Source organism: Xanthomonas hawaiiensis, assembly GCF_031834635.1.
In the GTDB taxonomy this organism is placed as follows: Bacteria; Pseudomonadota; Gammaproteobacteria; order Xanthomonadales; family Xanthomonadaceae; genus Xanthomonas_A; species Xanthomonas_A sacchari.
This window is the reverse complement of record NZ_CP115873.1, coordinates 1,334,665-1,359,915: the sequence shown is the minus strand read 5'-3', so window position 1 is coordinate 1,359,915 and position 25,251 is coordinate 1,334,665. Positions and strand designations below refer to the sequence as shown.

The window sequence follows — 25,251 nt, the reverse complement described above, 5'->3', positions numbered from 1 at the left end:
GCCGCGCGCGACGGCACATGCAAACCTGCGGTTATGAGGCCATGCCGCGGAGTTGTCAGCGCCGCGACCGATACCGTGGCCGCATGCGGGTCTTAGCCCTCGCCGAGCGCACCCTGAGCGAGCAGCCAGGCGCGCAATGCCTCGGCGTCCACGTAGCGCTCGGCGCGCAGGCCCAGGGCACGCGCGGCCTCGACATGGACCGCCGTGTCGTCCACGAACAACACCTCGTCCGCGGCCATCCCCAGCTGCGTCAGCGCATGCAGGAAGATCGCCGGCTCCGGCTTGATCGCGCCGACTTCGCTCGAATTCACCACCGCATCGAACGCATCGGCGATGCCGAGCGCCTGCAGGTCGTGCGACAGGCGCGAGGTGGCGTTGCTCAGCAGCACCACCGGCATGCGCTGGCGCACCTGCCGCAGCAGCGCCAGCACCGGCTGGTTGAGCCGCGCCGCCGTCGGCGCGGACCATGCCGCGACCAACGCGCTGGCGTCCGCCTCGGGTGCCAGCGCGGCGATGCGCGCGGTCACCTCGGCCCGCCATTGCGCATCGCGCGTCGCACCGCGAATCGCCGGCTCCAGCAGCGCCGGCGCGAACGCCACCGCGCGCAGACTGCCCGCGGGCACGCCGTGCGTGCGTTCCAGTTCCGCGTCGTCGACGGGCCACAGCCGCAGCACGCCGTCCATGTCGATCAGCAGCGCGCGCGCCGCAGGCGCGGCGGTGCGCGCCTGCGGCGCCTGCCCGACAGGAGCCATCAGGCCTTCTCGAACACCAGCTTGCCGCCCTCGGCCTCGACCTTGATGGTGTCGCCGCTGACGAACTGGCCGGACAGGATCTGCTGCGCCAGCGGGTTCTCCAGTTGCGCCTGGATCGCGCGCTTGAGCGGCCGCGCCCCGTACACCGGATCGAAGCCGACGTTGCCGAGCAGTTCCAGCGCGCGCTCGCCCAGTTCGATCTTCAACCCGCGCTCGGCCAGGCGCTTCTCCAGGCCGTGCAACTGGATGCGCGCGATCGACTTGATCTGCGCCTTGTCCAGCGGATGGAACACCACGATGTCGTCCAGGCGGTTGATGAACTCCGGGCGGAAGTGCGCCTGCACCACGCCCATCACCGCCGCCTTCATCTGCGTGTAGGCCTCGGCGCTGCCGTCGCCGCTCAGTTCCTGGATCTGGTGCGAGCCCAGGTTGGAGGTCATCACGATGACGGTGTTGCGGAAGTCCACGGTGCGGCCCTGGCCGTCGGTGAGGCGGCCGTCGTCGAGCACCTGCAGCAGGATGTTGAACACGTCGCTGTGCGCCTTCTCGACCTCGTCGAGCAGGATCAGCGAATACGGCCGGCGCCGCACCGCCTCGGTGAGGTAGCCGCCTTCTTCGTAGCCCACGTAGCCCGGAGGCGCACCGATCAGCCGCGCCACCGAATGCTTCTCCATGAACTCGCTCATGTCGATGCGGATCATCGCGTCGCTGCTGTCGAACAGGAACTCGGCCAGCGCCTTGCACAACTCGGTCTTGCCGACGCCGGTGGGGCCCAGGAACAGGAACGAGCCGCTCGGCCGGTTCGGATCGGACAGGCCGGCGCGCGAGCGGCGCACCGCATCGGACACCACCTTGATCGCCTCTTCCTGGCCGACCACGCGCTGATGCAGCTCGTCCTCCATGCGCAGCAGCTTGTCGCGCTCGCCCTCGAGCATCTTGTTGACCGGGATGCCGGTCCAGCGCGACACCACCTCGGCGATCTCCTCGGCGGTGACGCGGTCCTGCACCAATTTGAAGTCGTGCTGCTCGGCCTCGTTGGCCGCGGCCAGCTGCTTCTCCAGGTTCGGCAGCAGGCCATACTGGATCTCGCTCATCTTGGCGTAGTCCTGGCGCCGCTGCGCCGCTTCCAGTTCCACGCGCGCCTGCTCGATCTGCTCCTTGATCTTGGTCGCGCCCTGCAGCGCCGCCTTCTCCGACTTCCACACCTCGTCCAGATCGGAGAACTCGCGCTCGAGCTTGTCGATGTCGCTTTCCAGATCGGCCAGGCGCTGCCGCGAGGCCTCGTCCTTCTCCTTCTTCAGCATCTCGCGCTGGATCTTGAGCTGGATCAGGCGCCGCTCCAGGCGATCCAGTTCCTCCGGCTTGGAGTCGATCTCCATGCGGATGCGGCTGGCGGCCTCGTCCATCAGGTCGATGGCCTTGTCCGGCAACTGGCGGTCGGTGATGTAGCGGTTGGACAGCGTGGCCGCGGCGACGATCGCCGGGTCGGTGATCTCCACGCCGTGGTGCACCGCGTAGCGCTCCTTGAGCCCGCGCAGGATGGCGATGGTGTCCTCCACCGTCGGTTCGCCGACGAACACCTTCTGGAAGCGCCGCTCCAGCGCCGCGTCCTTCTCGATGTACTTGCGGTACTCGTCCAGGGTGGTGGCACCGATGCAGTGCAGTTCGCCGCGCGCCAGCGCCGGCTTGAGCATGTTGCCCGCGTCCATGGCGCCATCGGCCTTGCCGGCACCGACCATGGTGTGCAGTTCGTCGATGAACAGGATGATCTGGCCTTCGTTCTTGGACAGGTCGTTGAGCACGCCCTTGAGCCGCTCCTCGAACTCGCCGCGGAACTTGGCGCCGGCGATCAGCGCGCCCATGTCCAGCGACAGCACGCGCTTGCCGCGCAGGCCTTCCGGCACTTCGCCATTGACGATGCGCTGGGCCAGGCCTTCGACGATCGCAGTCTTGCCGACGCCGGGCTCGCCGATCAGCACCGGGTTGTTCTTGGTGCGCCGCTGCAGCACCTGCACGGTGCGGCGGATCTCCTCGTCGCGGCCGATCACCGGGTCGAGCTTGCCGCTCTCGGCGCGCGCGGTGAGGTCGATGGTGTACTTCTCCAGCGCCTGGCGTTGTTCCTCGGCGTTCTCCGACTGCACGGTCTCGCCGCCGCGCAGCTTGTCGATGGCGGCCTCGAGCTTCTTCTTGTCGGCGCCGGCCGCGCGCAGCGCCAGGCCCAGCGCACCCGCATCGTCGGCGGCGGCCAGCACGAACCACTCGCTGGCGATGAACTGGTCGTTGTGCTGCTGCGCCAGCTTGTCGGTCTGGTTGAGCAGGCGGCTGAGGTCGTTGCCCATCGACAGGTTGCCGGGCTGGCCGCTGACCTTGGGCAGCTTGTCCAGCGCCTCGCCCAGGCGTTCGCGCAGCACCGGCACGTTGACGCCGGCCTGCGCCAGCAACGGCCGGGTGCTGCCGCCGGCCTGGTCGAGCAGCGCCACGAACACGTGCACCGGCTCGATGATGGTGTGGTCGCGGCCCACGGCCAGCGACTGCGCGTCGGCCAGGGCCTGCTGGAAGCGCGAGGTGAGCTTGTCCATCCGCATCGGGAAGTCCTCTGAAAGAAAGGGCCGGCCGTGCCGGCATGCCAGCAAAATGCGGCTGCCCGCCCCTGTTTCAAGGCCGGCCGCGCTGCCTGTATACGGCGCAGCCGGTGGTCGCCGTGTGCTGCGTCGCTTGGCGGTCACACGCCGCTACCGGAATCGCCGCTACCCTCGGCACTTCCGTCCCCACGCGCAGGACCTGCCATGCACTACGAGCTGTACTACTGGACCGGCATCCAGGGCCGCGGCGAGTTCGTGCGGCTGGCGCTGGAGGATGCCGGCGCCGGCTACCGCGACGTGGCCCGCGAGCAGGGCGACGCGGCGATGCAGCCCTTCCTCGACGGCGCCCATGCCGGGGCGCGGCCGTTCGCACCGCCGTTCCTCAAGGCCGGCCGGCTGGTGATCGCCCAGGTCGCCAACATCCTGCACTACCTCGGCCCGCCGCTGGGCCTGGTGCCGGACAGCGACTCGCGGCGGCTGCAGGCGCTGCAATTGCAGTTGACCATCGCCGATCTGGTCGCCGAGGTCCACGACAGCCACCATCCCATCGCCAGTGGGCTGTACTACGAGGACCAGAAGGCGGAAGCGCTGCGGCGCGCCGAAGACCTGCGCAAGCAGCGGTTGCCGAAGTTCCTTGGCTATTTCGAACAGGTATTGGACCAGGGCGGCGGCCGCCACGTGCTGCGCGAACACTCCTATGTGGACCTGTCGCTGTTCCAGTTGATGAGCGGGCTGGACTATGCGTTTCCGCAGGCGATGAAGAAACTGTCGCCGAAGCTGCCGCGGCTGCGCGCCCTGCAGCAACGCGTCTGCGAGCGCCCGGGCATCGCGGCCTACCTGGCCTCGCCGCGGCGCCTGCCGTTCAACCAGAACGGCATCTTCCGGCATTACCCGGAGCTGGATGGTTGAGTGGGGCTGCGCGTCCGGCAGCGGCCTGCCGCGTCCGTTGAAAAACAGCCGTCATGCCGTGGTGATCTCCCGCTTGGCCATGACAGGGATGGTGTAGCGCGTCGGGACTGAAGTCCCTCCCACAAGGGCGCTTCAGGCGTGGGTGCGCACCCTTTCGTAGGAGCGGCTTCAGCCGCGACAGGCGTTACCGGTCATGCCCATCGCGGCTGAAGCCGCTCCTACAAAAACAAAACTCCGCAGACGCGGCCGTACTACGCGGCACGCGCCTTTCATGGCACGCCCGTGCTCAGGTCCGCGTCAACGCCTCGCGCACCGCACGCAATTGCGCCTTGACCGCCGCGGCCTGGGTCGGGCCCATGCGCAGCAGCGCCTTCTGGCCGATCGACAGCGACTCCAGCGCCGGATCCACGAAGCGGTACTTGCCGCGCACCGGATCCATCTCCACAGCGAGCGGCGCGCTCGGCGTGGGGGTCTGCAGCAGGTGGTCGATCACCTGCACCAGCCGATCGTTGAAGTAGCCCTGCGGATAGCCCAGCTCCACGTAGGCTTGCTGGAACAGCGGATAGAAGCGCCGGTAGGCCGCCACCGCCGTGCCCGGATCGGCGCGGGTGAACGCCTCCACGTAGGGCGCATAACGCTGCGCATTGGCATCGGCGATGACGCTGGCACCGCTGGCATCGGCGCTCACCTGCAGGTCGCCGGGCACCTGCTTGAGCGCCAGCGCACGCGAGCTGACGCGGCGCTGGGTCAGGTTGTCGACCATGGTCACCAGGCGCTGGATCAGGTGATCGCGCAGCAGCAGCGCCAGCGGTGCGTCGCCGCCGGCCAGCGCGCTCAGTGCCGACCAGGCCGCGTCGTCGCTGGCGGCCAGCGCCGGAATCGCCGCATCGGCGGCGGCCGCGGCATCGATCGGGTGCTGGATCGGCGGAGGCGTTGCCACTGCCGCCGGCGCGGTCGGCGCCACAGGCGGAGCCGCGGCGGGCGCCGGCGCGACTGCGGCCGGCGCCGGCGCGGCGGCCGGCCACAACGCGGCGATGTTGTCGCGGAACAACCATGCCGCGGCGGCGGCCACCAGCACGGCGACCAGGATCCACGGCCAGAACGAATGACGCGGCTGCATGGGAGGCACATCTCCATCGGACAATGGAGGTGTGACCGCCGCGATGCGCACCGGTTCCAGCGCGCGACGGCCGGCGTTCAGCCTCGACGCTCTATCGCCAAGGTGGGCGCATCGCCGCGCCGCTCACTCCACCAGCACCGCGCGCGGCTTCTGCAACGACAGCAGGCCGAGCAAGGCGGCCAGCACCACGTAGCCGCCGACGAACTGCCAGGCGATCAGCTTGGGCACGCCGCTCAGCGTCCACGGCAGGTACAGCCCGCCGCGCGGGTCCACCGAATGGATCAGCCCGAACAGGGTCAGCCCGGCCGCCACCAGCAGGAACGCCGCGGCGCGACGCAGGCGCCCGTCCACCATCGCCGCCACCGCGGCGATCCACAGCATCGCGGTGATGATGAAGCCGTTGCCCAGGGTCAGGATCACCGCCAGTTCCGGCAGGCCGTGGCCGTCGAGGGTGGTGGTGAGTTTGGCCAGTTGCTCCGGGGCGATCCAGCCCGGCGCCTTGATCGCCAGCAGGTAGGCCACCGACGGCAGGAAGCCCAGCACCATCGCCCCGGCGTGGCGCTTGGGCGTGGCCTGGAACGCCTGGGTGGTGATGTCGATGGCGACGTAGACGATGATGGGCGCCAGCACCGCCATCGGCAGCCACTGCACCAGGCCGGCGACCAGCCCGAGCATGCCGCCCAGGCCGATGAACAGCCCGGTGAGCAGGGTGTAGCCGCTGCGCGCGCCCATGTGCTTGTAGGCCGGCTGGCCGATGTAGGGCGTGGTCTGGGCGACGCCGCCGCAGACGCCGGCGATCAGGGTCGCGCCGGCCTCGACCAGCAGGATGTCGCGGGTGCGGTAGTCGTCGCCGGCGGCGCGCGCGCTTTCGCTGACGTTGATGCCGCCCACCACCATCAGCAGGCCGAACGGCAGCAGCAGCGGCAGCAGCGGCACCGTGTCGGCCAGGCCGGCGACGAAGCCCAGGCTCGGCCACGGCAGCACCAGCTGCGGTGCGATCCACTGCGGCGCCTGGTGGCCGGGAATGCCGAAACCGGCCGCATTGGCCCAGTAGTACAGGCCGGTGCCCAGCGCCAGCGCCACCGGCACCCCGGGCAGGCGCCACGGCAGCCGGCCCTTGGCGATCAGCACGTACAGCAGCAGGCCCAGCACCACCAGCCCGACCAGCGGCGTGCGCAGCGTCTCCAGCAGCGGCAGAAAGCCCATCAGCACGATCGCGATGCCGGCGATGGAGCCGAGCAGCGCGGCGCGCGGCAAGGCGCGGGTGACCGCATCGCCGAAGAACGACAACACCGTCTTCAGCGCGCCCATCACCACCAGCGACGCCATGCCCAGATGCCAGGTGGCCAGCGCCGCGGCCTGCGGGTCCAGGCCCTGCTGCTTGTAGCGCACGAACGCCGGGCCGAGCACCAGCAGGGCCATGCCGATGCTGGTCGGCGCATCCAGGCCCAGCGGCATCGCGGTGACGTCGCTGCGGCCGCTGCGCGCGGCCAGCCGCCGCGCCATCCAGGTGTAGAGCAAGTTGCCGACCAGCACACCGAACGCGGTGCCGGGAATCATCCGGGTGTAGATGACCTCGGCGGGAAACTGGAACAGGCCGACCAGCGCCAGGGTGATGAAACCGAGGATCGACAGGTTGTCGACCACCAGGCCGAAGAAGCCGTTGAGGTCGCCGGCGACGAACCAACGCGGATGCGGCGAGACAGGAGAAGGAGTGGACATGCGGGCAGTGGCGGCGTTGGGGGTCGAGGGATGGTAAGGGCAAGCGGTGCCGCCAGAACGCTGCACGCGCAGGATGCCGTTTTCCGGCGACGGCGCGCCGCGGCGGCTACAGCGGCAGATGCAGGAACTGGTTGAACGCACTCGGCACGTAGCCGCCGAACGCCGGCCCGTTACGGAAGCCTCGCCGGCGGTACAACGCGAGCGCCGGCTCGAACGCCTCGCCAATGCCGGTTTCCAGGCTCAGGCGCGGCAGGCCTTCGGCGCGGGCGACCGCGATCAGATGGTCGAGCAGGGCCGCGGCCGCGCCCTGGCGCAGGAATGCCGGATGCGTGCGCATCGACTTCAGTTCGCCGCCGCCGGCGTCCAGCACGCGCAGCGCACCGACCGCGGCCAGCGCATCGTCGCGCCACACGCTCCACAGGCGCACGTCGGCGCGCCGCAGACCGGACAGATCCAGCGCATACACGCTGCCCGGCGGCGATTGCGCGTGCATCTGCTGCAGGTGGTACTCCAGCAACGCGCGCACGGCCGGATCGTCCAACTCCCCCGGCCGGATCACGAACACCCCCACCGTCACCGCAGCGCTCCGCCTTTGCGAATCCGCGCTTTCCACAGCCGAACGGCTGGCCATCCCCACTCCCGAATCCCGGCAGTCAAAACGACACGTCCACCGCCTGCCGCGCCCACAGCACCGACTGGTGCCCGGTGGCCTGCTTCCACGCCAACCGGATCGCCTCGATGTCGGCGCGACGCTGCGGGGTGTCCTCGTGCAGGATCACCAGCACCTTGGTGTTGAGCCGGTTCGGCTCCTTGGCGCCGCGGAACAGCCACTGGCCGTAGGCGTCGAACACGGTCAGCCCGTCGGGGAAGCGCGGGGTGACCTCCTTGTCCAGGAACGCGCGCCAGCGCGCCTCGCTGATCGGCTCGGCCTGCGGGCGGTCGGCCGGGCCGCTCTCCTCGCCCACGCCGAAGTACAGCTCGCTGCGCACCCAGCCGCTGGCCTGCGCCGGCCGCGCCGCATCGCCCTGCATGGTCGCGCTGACCTTGCTCGGTGCGGTGGGCGAGGACGGGGCGACGCTGGCGCAGGCGCTCAGGGCCAGGAGGACGGCGATCAACGGGGCACGCAGCAGCATCGGCAAGGTCTCGGTCGGAAGAGGCAGGCAACACACGATCGTAGGCCAGGCGCGGACCGGGTCGGATAACCGCCGGGCATGAGCTCATGCCCGACGCACCGAACACGCGGCTCGCACATCGCCTTAACGTCGGGCTAATATATCGCTTCATCCGGATGGATGCAGCAACCTTTGCCGACCCCAGTCGCCGCCATGGCCGGCGCGGCCGGTCTTGATGGTCATCGTTTCAGGAGAGAGCCCCCATGTCGTCCCCGTTCGTCAGGCCGTTGAGCCTGGCCATCGCCCTGGCCCTGGCGGCCCCCGCCTTCGCCCAGGACGCCGCCCCGGCCACCACGACCAATCTGGACACGGTGATCGTCACCGGCACCCGCGCCAGCGGCCGCACCGTGCTCGAGTCCACCGCGCCGGTGGACGTGCTCAGTGCCGAGGACATCCGCAAGGCCGGCGTGGTCAACGGCGAACTGGGCAGCGCGCTGCAGGCGCTGCTGCCCTCCTTCAACTTCCCGCGCCAGTCCAACTCCGGCGGCGCCGACCACGTGCGCGCCGCACAGTTGCGCGGACTCTCGCCCGACCAGGTGCTGGTGCTGGTCAACGGCAAGCGCCGCCACACCTCGGCGCTGGTCAACACCGACAGCAAGATCGGCAAGGGCACCACGCCGGTGGACTTCAATGCCATCCCGATCAGCGCGATCAAGCGCATCGAAGTGCTGCGCGACGGTGCCGGCGCGCAGTACGGTTCCGACGCGGTGGCCGGGGTGATCAATGTGATCCTCGACGACGACCCGGACAGCGGCGCGCTGGAGGCCAGCTATGGCGCCAACCACACCGACGTCAAGCCGATCCACCGCACCCTCACCGACGGCCAGACCGGCTATGCCAGCGGCAAGGTCGGCACGCGCCTGGGCGAGGACGGCGGCTTCTTCAAGGTCGGCCTGGAACTGAAGAACCACGAGGCCACCAACCGCGCCGGCTTCGACCAGATTCCGCCGTTCGAGGAGCAGACCCCGGCCAACCTGGCGCTGGCCGGCAAGCGCAACTACGCACTGGGCGATGGCGCCAGCAAGGATCTCAACGCCTGGATCAACGGCAAGCTGCCGTTCGGCCAGGGCAGCGAGGTCTATGCCTTCGGCACCTACAACCAGCGCGACACCCAGGGCGACAACTACTTCCGTTATCCCGACGGCGCCGCCAACTGGACGCAGGTGTATCCGCAGGGCTACCGCCCGGTGTCGCTGGGCGAGAACCGCGACCTGCAGGCCGTGCTCGGCGCGCGCGGGCAGTGGGGCGAATGGGCCTACGACGCCAGCCTCGACTACGGCCGCAACGACTTCACCTACCGGCTCAAGCACTCGCTCAACGCCTCGCTGGGTCCGGGCAGCCCGACCCGCTTCAAGACCGGCGACTACGCCTTCGCGCAAGGTGTGGCCAACCTCGACCTGAGCCGCAGCTTCGACGCCGCCGGCGCCACCCACACCGTGGGCACCGGCGTGGAACTGCGCCGCGAGCACTACCGCACCCGTCCGGGCGACCCGGCCAGCTACGCCGCCGGTCCCTACACCGACCGTCCCACCGGCGCCCAGGCCGGCGGCGGCCTGACCCCGCAGGATGCGGCCGACCTGTCGCGCAACGTCGCCAGCGTCTACGCCAGCATGTCCAGCCAGTTCGGCGACAAGCTCTCCACCGACCTGGCCGCGCGCTACGAGCATTACCAGGACTTCGGCGGCGAACTGACCGGCAAGCTGGCCGCGCGCTACGAGTTCGTCCCGGCGTTCGCCCTGCGCGGCGCGATCTCTAACAACTTCCGCGCGCCGTCGCTGAGCCAGATCGGCTACGAGGCCAGCTCCACCGGCTACAACGCCAACGGCCAGCTGCTGCAGGGCCGCCTGCTCTCGGTCGACAACCCGATCGCGCAGGCGCTGGGCGCCCGTTCGCTGCAGCCCGAAAAGTCGCGCAACTACAGCCTGGGCTTCACCAGCCGCGTCGGCAGCCACTTCGACCTGTCGCTGGATCTGTTCCAGATCGACATCGACAAGCGCATCGCGCTGTCGGAAAGCATCGACGGCGACGCCCTGACCGACTTCGTCGCGCAGCGCTTCGGCATCACCGGCCTGCAGAGCGCCAGCTTCTTCGTCAACGCCGCCGACACCCGCACCCGCGGCGCGGAGCTGGTCAGCAACTGGCGGCAGGCGCTGGGCCAGGGCCAACTGCAGTTGACCGGCACCTGGAGCTACGCCAAGACCGAGCTGGAGAACGTGGTGGCCACGCCGGCGCAGCTGCTGGCGCTGAATCCGGACTACGTGCTGTTCGGCGTGGAAGAGCGCAACACCCTGACCGAGGCGACCCCGCGCACCCGCGCGCAACTGGCGGCGAACTGGAGCGACGCGCGCTGGTCGTTGCAGACCCGTGTCACCCGCTACGGCAGCGCCACCCGCGTGTTCGACTTCGGCGGCGGCTTCGCCCCGGAGCAGACCTACCGCGCCAAGTGGCAACTCGACGCCGAGGTCGAATACCACCTCACTCCGCAGTGGAGCCTGGCGGTGGGCGGCCAGAACCTCACCGACGCCTACGCCGACCGCTCCAAGCCCGACATCGCCTACTTCGGCAACCTGCCCTACGACGTGCTCTCGCCGATCGGCAGCAATGGCGCTTACTACTATGGGCGAGTGAGGTACACCTTCTGACGAAGGTGTGGGGAATGGGGAGACGGGAATCGGGAATGGGGAAAAGCGACAGCCGCGCGCGCAGGCCCGCCTTTGCTCCTCCCATTCCCGTTCCTCATTCCCATTTCCCGGCCCCAAACACCTTCTGACGAAGGTGTTGGGAATGGGGAGACGGGAATCGGAAATGGGAAAAGCGACAGCCGCGCGCAGGCCCCGCTTTTGCTCTTCCCATTCCCGTTTCCCCATTCCCGTTTCCCCATTCCCGTTTCCCCATTCCCGTTTCCCCATTCCCCATTCCCCATTCCCCATTCCCCGCCCCCAATCCACCTGACGCTAACGCCATCCCGTTCATCATGTCGGAATGGCAGACGCGCTCCCCCTCCGACCGCCGCCGCCGCGTCTGGACGATGCCTGCGCATTGTTCCTGGACGTGGACGGCACCCTCATCGCCTTTGCCGAACGCCCCGACCAGGTGCAGTTGCTGCCCGAGGTGCGTGAGGCGATCGGCCGCCTGCACCAGCGCCTCGGTGGCGCGGTGGCGCTGGTCAGCGGACGTCCGCTGACGCAGCTCGACGCGTTGTTCGCGCCGCTACGGCTGCCCGCCGCCGGCTTGCACGGCCACGAACTGCGCAGCGACGCCGACGCGCAGGCGGCGATGCCCGCCGAGACCTCCGACTTTCTCCATGCGCTGCATGCGCGCGCCGCGCACCTGCGCCAGGCGCATCCGGGCGTGTTGGTCGAAGACAAGGGCGCCAGCATGGCCCTGCACTGGCGCGCGGCGCCGAGCGCGGCCGAGGCGGTGCTGGCGTTCGCGCGCGAACAGCTCGCCGACCTGCCCGGCTACCGCCTGCAGCCCGGCGACCACGTGGTCGAGTTCGTGCCCGAAGGCAGCGACAAGGGCGTGGCGCTGACCACGCTGCTGCAGCAGCCGCCGTTCCGCGGGCGCCGCCCGGTGTTCGTCGGCGACGATCTCACCGACGAATTCGGCTTCGCCGCGGCCAACCAGGCCGGCGGCTGGAGCGTGCTGGTCGGCACCCGCGCCGACAGCGTCGCCACCTATGCGCTGCCCGATCCACGCGGCGTACACGCCTGGCTGCGCGATAACGCCGGATGAGGCCGCCGCAACGCTCCTCCGTCCGCGCCCCGTGGCCGCTTCCCCCACTGCTTCCGCACAAGGACCCGTCCGCTCCATGAGTTCCCCCAATCTCGATCTCGGCGTCATCGGCAACGGCAGCTTCGGCGCGCTGATCGACAAACGGGCCAGCGTGGTGTGGAGCTGCCTGCCGGCCTTCGACGGCGATCCGGCGTTCTGCGCCCTGCTCTCCCCGCGCGCGCATCCCGGCGGCGATTTCAGCATCGAGCTGGAAGACTTCGTCGACAGCGACCAGCACTATCTGGCCAACACCGCGATCCTGCGCACCGTGCTGCGCGATGCCCATGGCGGCGCGGTGGAGGTGATCGACTTCGCGCCGCGCTGGCGCAACCACGGCCGCTTCTATCGCCCGGTGAGCATCATCCGCCAGGTGCGGCCGCTGGCCGGCAACCCGCGCATCCGCGTGCTGGCCAGGCCGCTGGCCGACTGGGGCGCGCGCCAGCCGGAAAGCACCTGGGGCAGCAACCACGTGCGCTGGCTGCTGCCGGATTTCACCCTGCGCCTGACCACCGACGTGCCGGTGCGCTTCATCCGCGACGAGTTGCCGTTCGTGCTCAACCACCCGGTCAACCTGATGCTGGGCGTGGACGAATCGCTGACCCGTTCGCTCACCGGCTACATCCAGGAAGCGCAGGAACGCACCGAGGAATACTGGCGCGAGTGGGTGCGCTATCTGTCGGTGCCGCTGGACTGGCAGGAGGCGGTGATCCGCAGCGCGATCACCCTGAAGCTGTGCCAGTACGAGGACAGCGGCGCGATCATCGCGGCGATGACCACCTCCATCCCGGAGGCGCCGGACACCCCGCGCAACTGGGACTACCGCTACTGCTGGCTGCGCGACGCCGCCTTCGTGGTGCGCGCGCTGAACCGGCTCGGCGCCACCCGCACCATGGAGCAGTTCCTGGGCTACATCTTCAACATCGCCACCACCGACGGCAGTCTGCAGCCGCTGTACGGCATCGGCTTCGAGGCGGCGCTGGAGGAACACGAGGTCGAGTCGCTGGCCGGCTACCGCGGCATGGGCCCGGTGCGGCGCGGCAACCTGGCCTGGATCCAGAAGCAGCACGACGTGTACGGCAGCGTGGTGCTGGCCTCCACCCAGTTGTTCTTCGACCTGCGCCTGAAGGATCCCGGCGACACCCACACCTTCCTGCGCCTGGAACCGCTGGGCGAGCGCGCGTTCGAACTGCACGACGTGCCCGACGCCGGACTGTGGGAATTCCGCGGCCGCGCCGAGGTGCACACCTACACCAGCGCGATGTGCTGGGCCGCCTGCGACCGCCTGGCCAAGATCGCCGCGCGACTGGGCCTGGAAGACCGCGTGCTGTACTGGCGCGAGCGCGCCGACCGCATCCACGCGCTCGTGCTCAGCGAGGCATGGAGCGCGGAACTGGGGCATTTCACCGACACCTTCAACGGCCACCGGCTGGATGCGTCGCTGCTGTTGCTGGCCGACATCGGCTTCATCGCCCCGGACGATCCGCGCTTCATCGCCACCGTCGAGGCGATCGGTCGCGACCTCAAGCATGGCGATGCGCTGTACCGCTACGTGGCGCCGGACGATTTCGGCGAACCGGAGACCAGCTTCACCATCTGCACGTTCTGGTACATCGACGCTCTGGCCGCGATCGGCCGCAAGGACGAGGCGCGCGAGCTGTTCGAGCGCATCCTCGCCCGGCGCAATCACCTGGGCCTGCTGTCGGAGGATCTGGCCTTCGACAACGGCGAGGCCTGGGGCAATTTCCCGCAGACCTATTCGCATGTCGGCCTGATCATCGCCGCCATGCGCTTGTCGCGCAGTTGGCAGGAGGCATCATGAGCAGATTGGTGGTGGTATCCAACCGCGTGGCCTTGCCCGGCGAGAACCGCGCCGGCGGCCTCGCAGTGGGCTTGCTGGCGGCGCTGAAGGAGCGCGGCGGCGTGTGGTTCGGCTGGAGCGGCAAGACCGTGCGCGGCGACAGCGGCGCCATGCACGAACAGACCCAAGGCGACATCCGCTTCGTCACCATGGACCTCAATCGCGCCGACCTGGACGCGTACTACAACGGCTTCGCCAACCGCACGTTGTGGCCGCTGCTGCATTTCCGCCTGGACCTGGTCGACTACGACCGCGCCACGCGCGAGGGCTATCGCCGGGTCAACGCCATGTTCGCCGACAAGCTCGCGCCGATGCTGCGCGAGGACGACACGGTGTGGATCCACGACTATCACCTGATCCCGCTGGCCTCACTGCTGCGCGAGCGCGGCATCGGCTGCCGCATCGGCTTCTTCCTGCACGTGCCGTTCCCCTCGGCCGACCTGATCCAGGCGCTGCCCGATCACGCACGGCTGTTCTCCGGGTTCTACGCGTACGACCTGATCGGCTTCCAGACCCGCCGCGACGTCGACCGCTTCCAGGCCTACGTGCGCCTGTTCGGCGGTGGCAAGGTGATCAAGGACGGCGTACTGGAAGCCCCAGGCGGCCGCCGCTTCCGCGCCGCGATGTTCCCGATCGGCATCGACACCAACCTGATCGCGCAGCAGGCGCGCGCGGCAGTGACCAAGCCGGCGGTACGCGATTTGCGCAACAGTCTGCGCGATCGCCAGCTGGCGATCGGCGTGGACAGGCTGGACTACTCCAAGGGCCTGCCGGAACGTTTCCTCGGCTTCGAACGCTACCTGGAACGGCACGCGGACCAGCGCGGCAGCCTCACCTACCTGCAGATCGCCCCGGTCTCGCGCGGCGACGTCACCGAATACAAGCAGTTGCGCAACCAGCTCGAGCAGATCGCCGGCCACATCAACGGCGGCCATGCCGAGCCGGACTGGACCCCGCTGCGCTACGTCAACCGCAACTTCACCCATGCCACGCTCACCGGCTTCTACCGCGCCGCGCAGGTGGGCCTGGTGACGCCGCTGCGCGACGGCATGAACCTGGTGGCCAAGGAGTACGTGGCTGCGCAGGACCCGGAGAATCCCGGCGTGCTGGTGCTGTCGCTGCTGGCCGGCGCCGCCGACGAACTGAAGGAAGCGCTGCTGGTCAATCCGCACGACCTGGACGGTGTCGCCGACGCCATCGCCACCGGTGCGTCGCTGCCGAAGCCCAAGCGCATCGAACGCTGGCAGGCGATGATGGATCACCTGCGCAAGCACGACATCAATGCGTGGCGCCAGCGCTATCTGCAGGCGCTGGAGAGCGTGCGCTAGCGGCAGCGCGCGCTTCGCGCGACGCGGTGCGCATCGCCTGTGCACCGCGCGATCCGACCTTGCACGCCATGCCGCGTCTGCCATGGCGCGGCATGACGCAGTGTTCCGTGTTCCGTCACGGCCCGACCACCTGCGTCGCCTAAAATGGCTCACGCGCCGCACCGGTTCCTCTGCTTTGCGAGACCACCGCGGCGCGGTCGCTGCTTCGCGATGCACGCCGCACTTGCGGCCCCGCCTTCGCCTCTCCCCCCACGATCCGCCTGCACCGCCGCCGTTCGCGCCACGCGCCAGGGATCCTCGTCGGATGTTTTGCTCATGACCGTTTCTTCCCCACCGAATGCCGGCCGCTGGCTGTTCGCCGGCTATGCCGTCCTCATCGCCGCGATCGGCGTCGCGCTCGCCATCATGGGCGGGCAACTCGTCGCCGTCGGCGGCTCCTGGTACTACCTGCTCGCCGGCGTGGCGCTGGCCGTGTCCGGCCTGCTGCTCGCGCTCGGCCGTCGCGCCGGCCTGTGGCTGTTCGGCGTCACCCTGGCCGCGACCATCGCCTGGGCCCTGGCCGAGGTCGGCCTGGACGGCTGGGCGCTGATCCCGCGCCTGGCGATGATCTCGGTGCTCGGCCTGCTGCTGTTGCCGTTCTGGAAGGTGGCGCGCTGGCGCTTGGCGCCCGTCTCCGGCATCGGCTACCTGCTGGTCGCCGGCGTGCTGCCGGTGCTCGGTGCGGCACTGGTGTTCGTGCCGCTGCTGTTCCCGCGCACGGTGGAACTGGCCGACCCCGGCCTGGCCGCACAGCGCCCGCAGGCCGCCTTCAGCCGCGCCACGGTGGACAGCCCCGATGGCAACGTCGCCGGCAACCACGACGCCGGCAACTGGACCGCCTATGCCGGCTCCAACCTGTCCAACCACTACAGCCCCGGCGCGCAGATCACCCCGGACAACGTCAAGGACCTGAAGATCGCCTGGGAATTCCACACCGGCGACCTCAAGCCGGCCGGCTCCAAGCTCGGTTACGCGTTCCAGAACACCCCGCTGAAGGTGGGCGACCTGGTCTACATCTGCACGCCCACGCAGAAGGTGATCGCGGTGGAGGCCACCACCGGCAAGGAACGCTGGCGCTTCGATCCGCACACCGATCCGAAGGCCATGGCCGGCGTCGCCGCTACTACCTGCCGCGGGGTGTCCTATTTCGAGGCCACCACCCCGGTCGCCGAATGCGCCAAGCGCATCTTCTGGCCGATGGTCGACGGCCGCCTGGGCGCGCTCGACGCCCTCACCGGCAAGCTGTGCGAGAGCTTCGGCACGCACGGCTATGTCGACCTCAACAAGGACACCGGCAACACCAAGCCCGGCTTCGTCGGCCCGACCTCGCCGCCGGTGGTGATGCGCGGCGTGGTGATCCAGCCCACCGGCCAGATCCGCGACGGCCAGGAACGCGACGCGCCGTCCGGCGTGGTGCGCGCCTTCGACGCGATCAGCGGGCAGCTGCGCTGGGCCTGGGACCTCGGCAACCCCGCGATCGACGCGGCGCCGCCGGCCGGCCAGACCTACACCCGCTCCACCCCGAACGTGTGGTCGCTGATGGCCGCCGACGACCAGTTGGGCCTGGTCTACCTGCCCACCGGCAACGCCTCCGGCGATTTCTTCGGCAAGCAGCGCACGCCGCAGGAAGAGGAGTACACCGCCTCGCTGGTCGCGCTGGACGCGGCCACCGGCAAGGAACGCTGGCACTTCCGCACGGTCAATCACGACCTGTGGGACTACGACATCGGCCCGCAGCCGAACCTGGTGGATTTCCCGGTGCCCGGCGGCGGCACCCGCCCGGCGGTGATCCAGGCCACCAAGTCCGGCCAGGTGTTCGTGCTCGACCGCGAAACCGGCGCACCGATCATGCCGGTGGAGCAGAAGCCGGTGCCGCAGGGCACCGACCACGGCGACTGGACCGCCAAGACCCAGCCGGTATCGCCGGGCATGCCCAACACCGTCGGCGCGCCCAGCCACGAGTACGAGACCCTGGTCGAATCCGACGCCTGGGGTATCACCCCGTTCGACCAGTTGGTGTGCCGCATCCAGTTCAAGCGGCTGCGCTACGAAGGCATGTTCACCCCGCCCAGCCTGGGCGGCTCGCTCGCCTTCACCGGCAACCACGGCGGCATCAACTGGGGCGGCGTGTCGGTGGACCTGCAGCGCGGCATCATGGTGATGAACAGCAATCGCCTGCCCTACACCGAACACGTGTACCCGCGGCAGGACATGCAGGCGCTGGGCGTGGTGTCGGTGTTCAACGGCAAGAGCAGGACGCCCGGCTACATGGCCCAGGAAGGCCTGCCCTACGGCGCGCGCAAGGAGCCGTGGATGTCGCCGCTGAACACCCCGTGCGTGGCGCCGCCGTGGGGCTACATCTCCGGCGTGGACCTGCGCACCCAGCAGGTGATCTGGCGGCGTACGCTGGGCACCGGCTACGACCAGGGCCCGATGGGCATCCCGTCGAAGATGAAGTTCGAACTGGGCACGCCCAACAACAGCGGCTCGCTGGCCACCGCCGGCGGCGTGACCTTCATCGGCGCAGCGCTGGACAACTTCCTGCGCGGCTACGACACCCAGACCGGCAAGCTGCTGTGGGAAGTGCGGGTGCCGGCCGGTCCGCAGGCCGCGCCGCTGAGCTACACCGTCGGCGGCAAGCAGTACATCGTCGCCGCCATCGGCGGCCACGATCGCATGGACACCAAGGCCGGCGACAGCGTGATCGCCTGGACGCTACCCGACGCGACGACGCAGGCGAAGTAAGTAGGCAGCCCCACCCCGCCACCGGCCGCGCAGATGCGGCCGGTGGCGTATGGCCGCCCCGATGCTGAGTTCCCGGGCTCGCCCGAGCCGCGCCCCTCCCGCGGCCCTGGATCAATCGCCTGCCGCACCGCAGCACACCATCACGCCTTTGGCGCTCAGCCGCCGGCGTTCGAGCCACGTGAAGTTTCCGACGAACGGCAGGTGAAGGCGATCAAGCCGGCGCGGTGATGCGCCGATACTGGATGAACCCCCGCGCGATTGCATCGCCCTCGCGGCGTTGCCCGTTGTTTCCCAGCCGGTGCAGACCATGCCCTCGCCATCCGCCGTTCCCCGCTCCACCACCGCCTCGTGGCTGCGCTCCCGTTCGGCGCTGTTTGCCCTCTTCCATGCCCTGCTCCTGCTGGCCCTGGCCGGCTATGCGTTGCACGTCGGCCGCGCGGTCGGTACGACCGGATCGGCGCTGCCGCGCTTGCTGCCGGCCCTGCTGATCGCCATGGCAGTCGCCGCGGCGCTGGCCTGGCTCGGCGGGCGCAGCGCGCCGCGCGCACTGGAGCAGGCCACGCAGGCGCTGCAGGCGCTGGGCGAAGGGCGCTTCGAGCAGCGCCTGGAACTGGCCGGCGATGCGTCCGAGATGGCCCTGCTGCGGGCGCTGCAGAACGCACAACAGGCGCTGGCCGCGCGCCAGGCGCAGACCGAAGCAGAGCTGCAGCATGGCCGCTTCGTGATCCAGGCGCTGGACGATCTCGACACCATGGTGCGCATCGCCGACGACGATGGCCGCGTGCATTTCGCCAACCGCAAGCTGCTGCAGATGTTGAAGACCATCGAACCGGACGTGCAGCGCTTCCGCCCGGAATTCCGCGCCGAACAGTTCGTCGGCGGCAGCATCGGCGACATCTATCCGGACAGCCAGGCGGCGATCGACCGCATGCGCGCACTGACCGGCTCCAAGCGTGTGCGCGCGCCGTTCTTCGGCCGCCAGATCGATTTCGTGTACAGCCCGATCGACGGCGCCGACGGCCGCCGCCTGGGCACCATCGCGCAATGGGAGGAAGTGACCGCGCAGGTCAACGCAGAACAGGCGCTGGCCACGGTGATCGAGGCCGCCGCGCGCGGCGATTTCAGCCAGCGCATCGACACCGCGACGATGGACGGGGTGCTCAAGTCGCTGGCCGAAGGCGTCAACCGCATCGCCGACGCGGTGGAAAGCAACCTGGCGGAACTGGCAGGGGCGCTGACGGCGCTGGCCGAAGGCGATCTCACCCACCGCGTCGACGGCCAGGCGCAGGGCGTGTTCGCGCGGCTGCGCGAGGACACCAACCGCACCGTCGCCAAGCTCACCGAGATCATCGTCGGCATCCAGGAGTCGGCCGAAACGATCCGCCGCGCCGCCTCGGAGATCGCCGCGGGCAACACCGACCTGTCCGACCGCACCGAGCAGCAGGCCGCGAGCCTGGAGGAAACCGCCAGCTCGATGGAAGAGCTGACCTCGGCGGTGAAACAGAACGCCGACAACGCCCAGCAGGCCAACGGCCTGGTGCAGAACACCGGCGAGGTCGCCCGTTCCGGCGGCCAGGTGATGGACGAGGTGGTGGCGACGATGCGCGCGATCAGCACGTCTTCGCAGCGCATCGGCGAGATCATCGGGGTGATCGACGGCATCGCCTTCCAGACCAACATCCTGGCGCTCAACGCCGCGGTGGAGGCCGCGCGCGCCGGCGAACAGGGCCGCGGTTTCGCCGTGGTCGCCTCGGAAGTGCGCTCGCTGGCGCAGCGCTCGGCCGATGCGGCCAAGGAGATCAAGGAGCTGATCGAGGCCTCCACCCGCACCGTCGGCGAAGGCGCCGAACTGGTCAACCGCGCCGGCGCCACCATGCACGAGATCGTCGGTTCGGTGCAGCGGGTCACCGGCCTGATCGGCGAGATCAGCGCCGCCAGCGGCGAACAGTCCAGCGGCATCGAGCAGGTCAACCGCACCGTGACGCAACTGGACGAAGTGACCCAGCGCAACGCCGCCCTGGTCGAGGAAGCCACCGCCGCCGCGCGCAGCATGGAGGAACAGGCCGGCGGGCTGGCGGCGGCGGTTGCGGTGTTCCGGATCGACAGCGGCCGTGCCGGTGACGCGAACGGCAAGGTCGTGCCGTTCGCGCGCGGCGCCGGCTGAGCCGGTCCGCGCATCGCCCTCACTCCAGAAAACGCGCGCGCTGTTGCGGCGTGGGCAGGAAACACTGCGCAGTGGTGCCGAACCAGCGGTAGCGGTTGCGCGCCAGCACACGGTAGCCGGCATCGCGCCAGCGCCGCGGCAGCAGGCGCAGCACCGCGATGCTACGCCACACCCCGCCAAGCCCGGCGATCACCGCGATCGCCGCGTCCGAATCGGTCAATGCGCCGTGCCGTGTCAGCAGCAGGAACGACAGCGGATCGGTCGGATCCAGCCCGTGTTCGCGCAACAGCGCGCTGCCGCGCGGCGATTGCATCGCCGCAAAGCGGTAGCGGCCGCGGCGATCGAAGCGCAGCAGGAACCGCACCCATCGGCTGCACAGCGCACACACCCCGTCGAACACGACGATGGCCGTGTCCTCCGACGCCGCGGGCGCCGCACCCGGTGGCGGCTCAGGCCGGCGCAAGCCAGCCCTCGTAGCGGATGAACGGGCCGATCCACGGCAGCGTCACCGCGATCACGAACGCGTAGCGGCCGTCGCGCTGGTCTTCGCGGCAGTGCACGCCGGCCAGCCAACGCCGTGGCAGCGGCAGCACGCCGAACGCCCACGCGCGCGCCGCACGCCATTCGATGCCGGCGCCGTCGACCCGCAGGGCGAATTCGAACACCACCGCACCCAGGCGCTCGCGCAGGCGGCCGCGGTGCAGCCACAGCCGCGAGGGCATGGCATGCGTGCCGAAAAGGCGCTCCCAGCGCTCGCCGCGGGCATCGGCGCGGAACACCACTTCCACCGGCGTCGCCGGCCCGGTGCGCGGCAGCCGCACCAGCCACGCGCACAGCGGCAGCAGCGGATGGTGGCCGCGCTGGACCATGGCTTGGCCGACATAGCGCGACTGCGACGAGGGTGTGTGCAGTTCGCGCAGCACTGGCGGCAATTGCGCGAACGCCGGCCCCAGCACCTGCGCGAACAGCGGCGGCGTCAGGGCGCGATCCACGCCAGGGTGGCCATGCGCCCGCTGCGGCGGTCGCGCCGATAGGAGTAGAAGCGCTGCGCATCGGCGATGGTGCACAGCCCGCCGCCGTGGATCTGCTCCGGGGCCAGGCCGGCCGCGACCAGACGTTGCCGCGCCAGCGCGTACAGGTCCACCAACCAATGACCGGGCCGGGTGGCGACGAACGCGGCCGCGGCGGCCGGATCGTGGCGCAGGAACGCCTCGCGCACCTCGGCGCCGATCTCGTAGTGCTGCGGTCCGGCCGCCGGCCCCAGCCAGGCCTGCAGTTGCGCGGGCGCCGTGCGCAGCGCGGCCACGGTGGCCTCCAGCACGCCGCCGGCCAGCCCCTGCCAGCCGGCATGCGCGGCGCCGACCTCGCTGCCGTCGCGGGCGGCGAACACCACCGGCAGGCAATCGGCGGTGAGGATCGCCAGCACCACACCCGGTTCGGCGGTGACCGCGGCATCGGCGGTCGGTTCGGCGTCGATGCCGGTGCCGGGCGGCGGCCCGTCGAAACGCAGCACCTGCACGCCGTGCACCTGCCGCAGCCAGTGCGGCGGCGTCGGCAGCGCCAGCCGCGCGGCCAACTCGTCGCGGTTGCGCTGCACCGTGGCCGGGTCGTCGCCGTCGGCGGCACTGCGGTTGCCGAGGTTGAAGCAGTCGAACGGCGGCTGCGAGGCGCCAGCGCCACGCCGCAGGGTGGTCAGGGCGTGGACCCGCGGCGGTGCCGGCCAGTCGGCCGCCAAGGCGAAGTCGCTCATCGGCCGCGCCCTCGCCCGACATCGGCCGACATGCCGCCAGCCTGGCGCCCCCGGCCGCCGCGCGAGACGCAGCCGCGCGCCACGGCGCGGGAGACCGGCACCCCGGCCATGCTCAGCGCCGCGCCCGCTCGGCCGCCGCCTGCGCATCCACGCGCAGGGCGGCCATCAACTGCTGCAGGTCGGCCGGCACCGCGGCGGTGGCGCGGACCGGCTCGCCGCTCGAGGGATGCTTGAACTCCAGGGTTTCGGCGTGCAGCGCCTGGCGCTTGAAGCCGCGCAGTTCGGCGATCAGCTCCTCGCTGGCGCCCTTGGGCAGCTTCAGCGGGCCGCCGTACAGCGGGTCGCCGACGATGGGGTGCTTCAGGTGCGCCATGTGCACGCGGATCTGGTGGGTGCGGCCGGTCTCCAGGCGGCATTCCAGGGCCGTATGCGCACGGAAGCGCTCGCGCAGCCGGTAATGGGTGACCGCGTCGCGGCCGTCCTCGCGCACCGCCATGCGCAGGCGGTCGCGCGGATGGCGGTCGATCGGCGCGTTGGCGGTGCCGCCGGAGACCAGCGCCCCGACCACCACCGCCAGGTACTGCCGGTGCACGTCGCGCGCGGACAGCTGCGCCACCAGCGAGGTATGCGCCGGCAGGGTCCGCGCCACCACCATGGCGCCGCTGGTGTCCTTGTCCAGGCGGTGCACGATGCCGGCGCGCGGCAGCGCCGACAGCCCCGGATCGCGGTACAGCAAGGCGTTGACCAGGGTGCCGCTGGGATTGCCGGCGCCCGGGTGCACCACCAGCCCGGCCGGCTTGTTCAGCACGATGACCTGGTCGTCCTCGTACAGCACCTCCAGCGGGATGTCCTCGGGCAGGGCGTGGGTCTGGGTGTCCAGCACCGCGTGCAGGCTGGCGATCTCGCCGCCGCGCAGCGCATCGCGCGGCCGCGCCGGGGCGCCGTCGAGCAGGGCGTCGCCGGATTTGATCCATTCGGCCAGGCGCGAGCGCGAATATTCGGGGAACAGTTCGGCCAGCACCGCGTCGAAGCGGCGGCCGGCGGCGTGATCGGGGACGCGCGCCTGGCGCGGGCCGTCGCTGACGGCGTCCTCGGGCAGATCCGGGGGGGTATGGGGCATGGCAGGGGCACGGCTTGGGTCGGAAAAGGGGGTCGCGGCGGCCGTAGTCAGTCGCAGGACAGGCCACTAGGCTATCATCGCCCCTTCGTATTCCTGCCCTGCCGCGCCCGAACCCATGATCCGACGCTCCGTCCCGCTGTCCGCGCACGTCCGTTTCATCGCCCTGCTGCTGGTCACGCTGGTCGTGGCGACGGGTTGCCACCGTTCGAAGAAGAACCCCGAAGAAGGCATGCCGGTGGAGCAGCTCTACCAGAAGGCGCACGGGCAGATGGAGACCGGCAACTGGGCCGGCGCCGAGAGCAGCTTCAAGCGGCTGATCGCGCAGTACCCGTACGGCAACTACACCGAGCAGGCGATGATCGAGAGCGCCTACGCCCAGTACAAGGCCGGCAAGCACGACGACGCGGTGTCGACCATCGACCGCTTCATCCGCACCTATCCGACCCAGCGCAACATCGCCTACATGTACTACCTGCGCGGGCTGTCCAACTCCAACCGCGACACGGTGTTCCTGCGCCGGGTGTGGTCGCTGGACCCGAGCCGTCGCGACCTGTCCACCCCGCAGCAGGCCTACGCCGACTTCAACACCGTCGCCGAGCGCTACCCGAACAGCCGCTACGCCGCCGACGCGCGCGCACGCATGATCGCCCTGCGCAACGTGTTCGCCCAGCACGAGCTGGACAACGCGCTGTACTACCTGCGCCGCGACGCCTGGGTGTCGGCCGCCTCGCGCGCGACCTACCTGCTGGAGACCTACCCGCAGAGCGCCTACCAGAACGACGCGGTGGCGGTGCTGGCCGATGCCTACACCCACCTGGGCAACAAGACCCTGGCCGCCGACGCGCGTCGCGTGCTCGAACTCAACGATCCGCAGCACCCGTGGCTGACCGGCAACTGGCCGAAGTACCCGTGGATGATCCGCAAGCTCAACCCGTTCGCCGGCGAGAAGTCCGCCGCCACCGGACAGTCCAATTCGCAGATGCAGCGCTGATCCACCGCGCCGACACGATGCACACCGACAGGGGCCGCAAGGCCCCTGTCGCGTTCTGGGGCTACCACAGCGTCCATAGCCTCGCCTGCAAGGGCGGGCCATCGGAGCAGGCGCCGCGCGGCAGCGCACCGCCGGACCCGCCTGGCGCCTCGGACTGCGACGCCCGCTCCATTCCGGACGATTGTCGGCCAGGCCGCCGCGCAGGCTTGCTAGGCTGCCCCCACGCCTCCTCCATGCCGATCCGCTGGGAACCATGCCCATGCCCATCCTGCGCCCGCTGCTGTGGTTGTTCGCCGCCGTCTTCGCCGCCGCCGCTCTTCCGGCCGCCGCGGCACCGGCCATCGTCTATGGGGTCAATGGCCACGACGGCCGCCAGGCCTACCCGCTCAGCCAGAGCGAGGCAGTGTTCCGCCTGCTCGATCAGCGCAACCTGCGCAGCTACCGGTTCGACGTGGACCCGCGCAACTTCACCGTGCTCGACCGGCTGGTGCAGCTCTCGCGCCAGTACAACATCGCGCTGCGGCCCATGGTGTATCCGATGTCGCAGGAGATCGGCTACGCGCTGGCGCGTCGCTATGCCGGCGACATCAAGGTCTGGGAGATCGGCAACGAGCAGGACCTTGACCGCGCCGCCGCACCGGCGCGGATCGCCGCCATGACCACGATGTACCGCGGCATGAAGCAGGCCTCCGACGAACTGGGCGCCGGCCTGCAGTTCACCATCAACATCACCGCCTGCAACAGCGACGATCGTTCGGCCAACGCGCGCTGCCCCGGCGACCGCAACGGCTCGCTGTGGTTCCTCGACCAGGCCAAGGCCGCCGGTTTCGACTTCGACCGGATCAGCTTCCACTACTACGCCTTCCACGGCGAGCGCGGCTACTGGATGGATCTGTACTTGGGACAGCTGCGCGCCGCCGCGCAGAAGTACGCCACCAAGGTGTACGTCAACGAGCTCAACTGCGCCGAGGTGTACACCGGCAACACCGACGGCGGCCATCCCGGCGACGGCGCCTGCTACGACAGCGTGGCGGACCTGCTGCAGACCCTGCGCAGCGACTACGCCGACGTGGTCGCCGAGATCAATCTCTACGAACTGCTCGACCAGCCGGACCAGCAGGGTGCGGAAGCGCATTTCGGCCTGATGTACGACCTGAGCCGGCCGAAGCCGACGCTGGACCTGCTGACCGACGCCGCGCGCTGAGCCGGCCGCCGTCTTCGCGCG

Annotated in this window: 19 protein-coding genes; 9 read left to right on the top strand and 10 right to left on the bottom strand. The window is 70.1% G+C overall.

Going from position 1 to position 25,251, the window contains the following annotated elements; genetic code table 11:
* Window positions 1-92 precede the first annotated feature (92 nt).
* Entirely contained in the window at window positions 93-752 is a 660-nt protein-coding gene (locus PG878_RS06040; protein ID WP_209029553.1) for an HAD-IA family hydrolase, read from the bottom strand.
* A complete protein-coding gene (gene clpB, locus PG878_RS06035) occupies window positions 752-3,337 on the bottom strand; it encodes an ATP-dependent chaperone ClpB (RefSeq protein ID WP_209029552.1) in 2,586 nt (861 codons plus the stop codon). Before clpB ends, PG878_RS06040 begins: the two co-directional genes overlap by 1 nt.
* Before the next feature lie 201 nt (window positions 3,338-3,538).
* Here clpB and PG878_RS06030 point away from each other — a divergent pair, with 201 nt between their 5' ends.
* Window positions 3,539-4,243 (top strand): glutathione S-transferase, encoded by a 705-nt coding sequence (locus PG878_RS06030; protein WP_209029551.1) that lies wholly within the window; start codon window positions 3,539-3,541, stop codon window positions 4,241-4,243.
* Window positions 4,244-4,529: 286 nt separating this feature from the next.
* On the opposite strand, the gene PG878_RS06025 is transcribed toward PG878_RS06030, so the two are convergent.
* From PG878_RS06025 to PG878_RS06010, 4 genes are all read right to left on the bottom strand, one after another.
* Window positions 4,530-5,363: a DUF3014 domain-containing protein gene (locus tag PG878_RS06025; protein ID WP_209029550.1), complete on the bottom strand. Its 834-nt coding sequence runs from the start codon at window positions 5,361-5,363 to the stop codon at window positions 4,530-4,532.
* A gap of 123 nt (window positions 5,364-5,486) precedes the next feature.
* Window positions 5,487-7,085, bottom strand: a complete 1,599-nt coding sequence (locus PG878_RS06020) for a hypothetical protein (protein WP_209029549.1) — start codon at window positions 7,083-7,085, stop codon at window positions 5,487-5,489.
* 106 nt (window positions 7,086-7,191) lie between these two features.
* Complete coding sequence (locus PG878_RS06015) at window positions 7,192-7,662, bottom strand: GNAT family N-acetyltransferase (RefSeq protein WP_311186025.1); 471 nt, start codon at window positions 7,660-7,662, stop codon at window positions 7,192-7,194.
* A 76-nt stretch (window positions 7,663-7,738) separates the two neighbouring features.
* Window positions 7,739-8,218: a DUF3574 domain-containing protein gene (locus PG878_RS06010; RefSeq protein ID WP_209029547.1), complete on the bottom strand. Its 480-nt coding sequence runs from the start codon at window positions 8,216-8,218 to the stop codon at window positions 7,739-7,741.
* 242 nt (window positions 8,219-8,460) lie between these two features.
* Between PG878_RS06010 and PG878_RS06005 the strand changes: the two genes are divergently transcribed.
* The 6 genes from PG878_RS06005 to PG878_RS05980 all read left to right on the top strand — a co-directional run bounded on the left by PG878_RS06005 (window position 8,461) and on the right by PG878_RS05980 (window position 20,165).
* Window positions 8,461-10,899 (top strand): TonB-dependent receptor plug domain-containing protein, encoded by a 2,439-nt coding sequence (locus tag PG878_RS06005; RefSeq protein ID WP_209029546.1) that lies wholly within the window; start codon window positions 8,461-8,463, stop codon window positions 10,897-10,899.
* Between the two features lie 340 nt (window positions 10,900-11,239).
* Window positions 11,240-11,992, top strand: coding sequence for a trehalose-phosphatase (gene otsB / locus PG878_RS06000; protein WP_209029545.1), 753 nt, complete (start codon window positions 11,240-11,242; stop codon window positions 11,990-11,992).
* Window positions 11,993-12,068: 76 nt separating this feature from the next.
* Window positions 12,069-13,850, top strand: a complete 1,782-nt coding sequence (locus PG878_RS05995; RefSeq protein WP_209029544.1) for a glycoside hydrolase family 15 protein — start codon at window positions 12,069-12,071, stop codon at window positions 13,848-13,850.
* Window positions 13,847-15,217 (top strand): alpha,alpha-trehalose-phosphate synthase (UDP-forming), encoded by a 1,371-nt coding sequence (otsA, locus tag PG878_RS05990; RefSeq protein ID WP_209029543.1) that lies wholly within the window; start codon window positions 13,847-13,849, stop codon window positions 15,215-15,217. Before PG878_RS05995 ends, otsA begins: the two co-directional genes overlap by 4 nt.
* 351 nt (window positions 15,218-15,568) lie before the next feature.
* Complete coding sequence (locus PG878_RS05985) at window positions 15,569-18,001, top strand: membrane-bound PQQ-dependent dehydrogenase, glucose/quinate/shikimate family (protein WP_209029850.1); 2,433 nt, start codon at window positions 15,569-15,571, stop codon at window positions 17,999-18,001.
* 307 nt (window positions 18,002-18,308) lie between these two features.
* Window positions 18,309-20,165 carry a methyl-accepting chemotaxis protein gene (locus tag PG878_RS05980; RefSeq protein WP_209029542.1) on the top strand — a complete coding sequence of 619 codons (1,857 nt, stop codon included), beginning with the start codon at window positions 18,309-18,311 and terminating at the stop codon, window positions 20,163-20,165.
* A gap of 19 nt (window positions 20,166-20,184) precedes the next feature.
* On the opposite strand, the gene PG878_RS05975 is transcribed toward PG878_RS05980, so the two are convergent.
* The 4 genes from PG878_RS05975 to rluD all read right to left on the bottom strand — a co-directional run bounded on the left by PG878_RS05975 (window position 20,185) and on the right by rluD (window position 23,035).
* Window positions 20,185-20,628 (bottom strand): thiol-disulfide oxidoreductase DCC family protein, encoded by a 444-nt coding sequence (locus PG878_RS05975; RefSeq protein ID WP_209029541.1) that lies wholly within the window; start codon window positions 20,626-20,628, stop codon window positions 20,185-20,187.
* A complete protein-coding gene (locus tag PG878_RS05970; RefSeq protein WP_209029540.1) occupies window positions 20,615-21,157 on the bottom strand; it encodes a DUF4166 domain-containing protein in 543 nt (180 codons plus the stop codon). The genes PG878_RS05975 and PG878_RS05970 overlap by 14 nt, the downstream gene beginning before the upstream one ends.
* Window positions 21,142-21,915, bottom strand: a complete 774-nt coding sequence (pgeF, locus tag PG878_RS05965; protein ID WP_209029539.1) for a peptidoglycan editing factor PgeF — start codon at window positions 21,913-21,915, stop codon at window positions 21,142-21,144. The genes PG878_RS05970 and pgeF overlap by 16 nt, the downstream gene beginning before the upstream one ends.
* 112 nt (window positions 21,916-22,027) lie before the next feature.
* Entirely contained in the window at window positions 22,028-23,035 is a 1,008-nt protein-coding gene (gene rluD / locus PG878_RS05960) for a 23S rRNA pseudouridine(1911/1915/1917) synthase RluD (RefSeq protein WP_209029538.1), read from the bottom strand.
* A 115-nt stretch (window positions 23,036-23,150) separates the two neighbouring features.
* On the opposite strand from rluD, the gene PG878_RS05955 reads away from it, so the two are divergent.
* Window positions 23,151-24,026, top strand: a complete 876-nt coding sequence (locus PG878_RS05955; protein ID WP_209029537.1) for an outer membrane protein assembly factor BamD — start codon at window positions 23,151-23,153, stop codon at window positions 24,024-24,026.
* A 259-nt stretch (window positions 24,027-24,285) separates the two neighbouring features.
* Complete coding sequence (locus PG878_RS05950; protein ID WP_425611763.1) at window positions 24,286-25,230, top strand: hypothetical protein; 945 nt, start codon at window positions 24,286-24,288, stop codon at window positions 25,228-25,230.
* Window positions 25,231-25,251 lie beyond the last annotated feature (21 nt).

What these genes read in the sequence shown, in the direction of transcription:
- PG878_RS05980 (WP_209029542.1), top strand. Translation starts at nt 18,309, where the DNA reads ATGCCCTCGCCATCCGCCGTTCCCCGCTCCACCACCGCCTCGTGGCTG.
- PG878_RS06030 (WP_209029551.1), top strand. Translation starts at nt 3,539, where the DNA reads ATGCACTACGAGCTGTACTACTGGACCGGCATCCAGGGCCGCGGCGAG.
- otsB (WP_209029545.1), top strand. Translation starts at nt 11,240, where the DNA reads ATGGCAGACGCGCTCCCCCTCCGACCGCCGCCGCCGCGTCTGGACGAT.
- PG878_RS06040 (WP_209029553.1), bottom strand. Translation starts at nt 752, where the DNA reads ATGGCTCCTGTCGGGCAGGCGCCGCAGGCGCGCACCGCCGCGCCTGCG.
- PG878_RS06010 (WP_209029547.1), bottom strand. Translation starts at nt 8,218, where the DNA reads ATGCTGCTGCGTGCCCCGTTGATCGCCGTCCTCCTGGCCCTGAGCGCC.
- PG878_RS06020 (WP_209029549.1), bottom strand. Translation starts at nt 7,085, where the DNA reads ATGTCCACTCCTTCTCCTGTCTCGCCGCATCCGCGTTGGTTCGTCGCC.
- otsA (WP_209029543.1), top strand. Translation starts at nt 13,847, where the DNA reads ATGAGCAGATTGGTGGTGGTATCCAACCGCGTGGCCTTGCCCGGCGAG.
- pgeF (WP_209029539.1), bottom strand. Translation starts at nt 21,915, where the DNA reads ATGAGCGACTTCGCCTTGGCGGCCGACTGGCCGGCACCGCCGCGGGTC.
- clpB (WP_209029552.1), bottom strand. Translation starts at nt 3,337, where the DNA reads ATGCGGATGGACAAGCTCACCTCGCGCTTCCAGCAGGCCCTGGCCGAC.
- rluD (WP_209029538.1), bottom strand. Translation starts at nt 23,035, where the DNA reads ATGCCCCATACCCCCCCGGATCTGCCCGAGGACGCCGTCAGCGACGGC.
- PG878_RS06025 (WP_209029550.1), bottom strand. Translation starts at nt 5,363, where the DNA reads ATGCAGCCGCGTCATTCGTTCTGGCCGTGGATCCTGGTCGCCGTGCTG.
- PG878_RS05955 (WP_209029537.1), top strand. Translation starts at nt 23,151, where the DNA reads ATGATCCGACGCTCCGTCCCGCTGTCCGCGCACGTCCGTTTCATCGCC.
- PG878_RS06005 (WP_209029546.1), top strand. Translation starts at nt 8,461, where the DNA reads ATGTCGTCCCCGTTCGTCAGGCCGTTGAGCCTGGCCATCGCCCTGGCC.
- PG878_RS05995 (WP_209029544.1), top strand. Translation starts at nt 12,069, where the DNA reads ATGAGTTCCCCCAATCTCGATCTCGGCGTCATCGGCAACGGCAGCTTC.
- PG878_RS05950 (WP_425611763.1), top strand. Translation starts at nt 24,286, where the DNA reads ATGCCCATCCTGCGCCCGCTGCTGTGGTTGTTCGCCGCCGTCTTCGCC.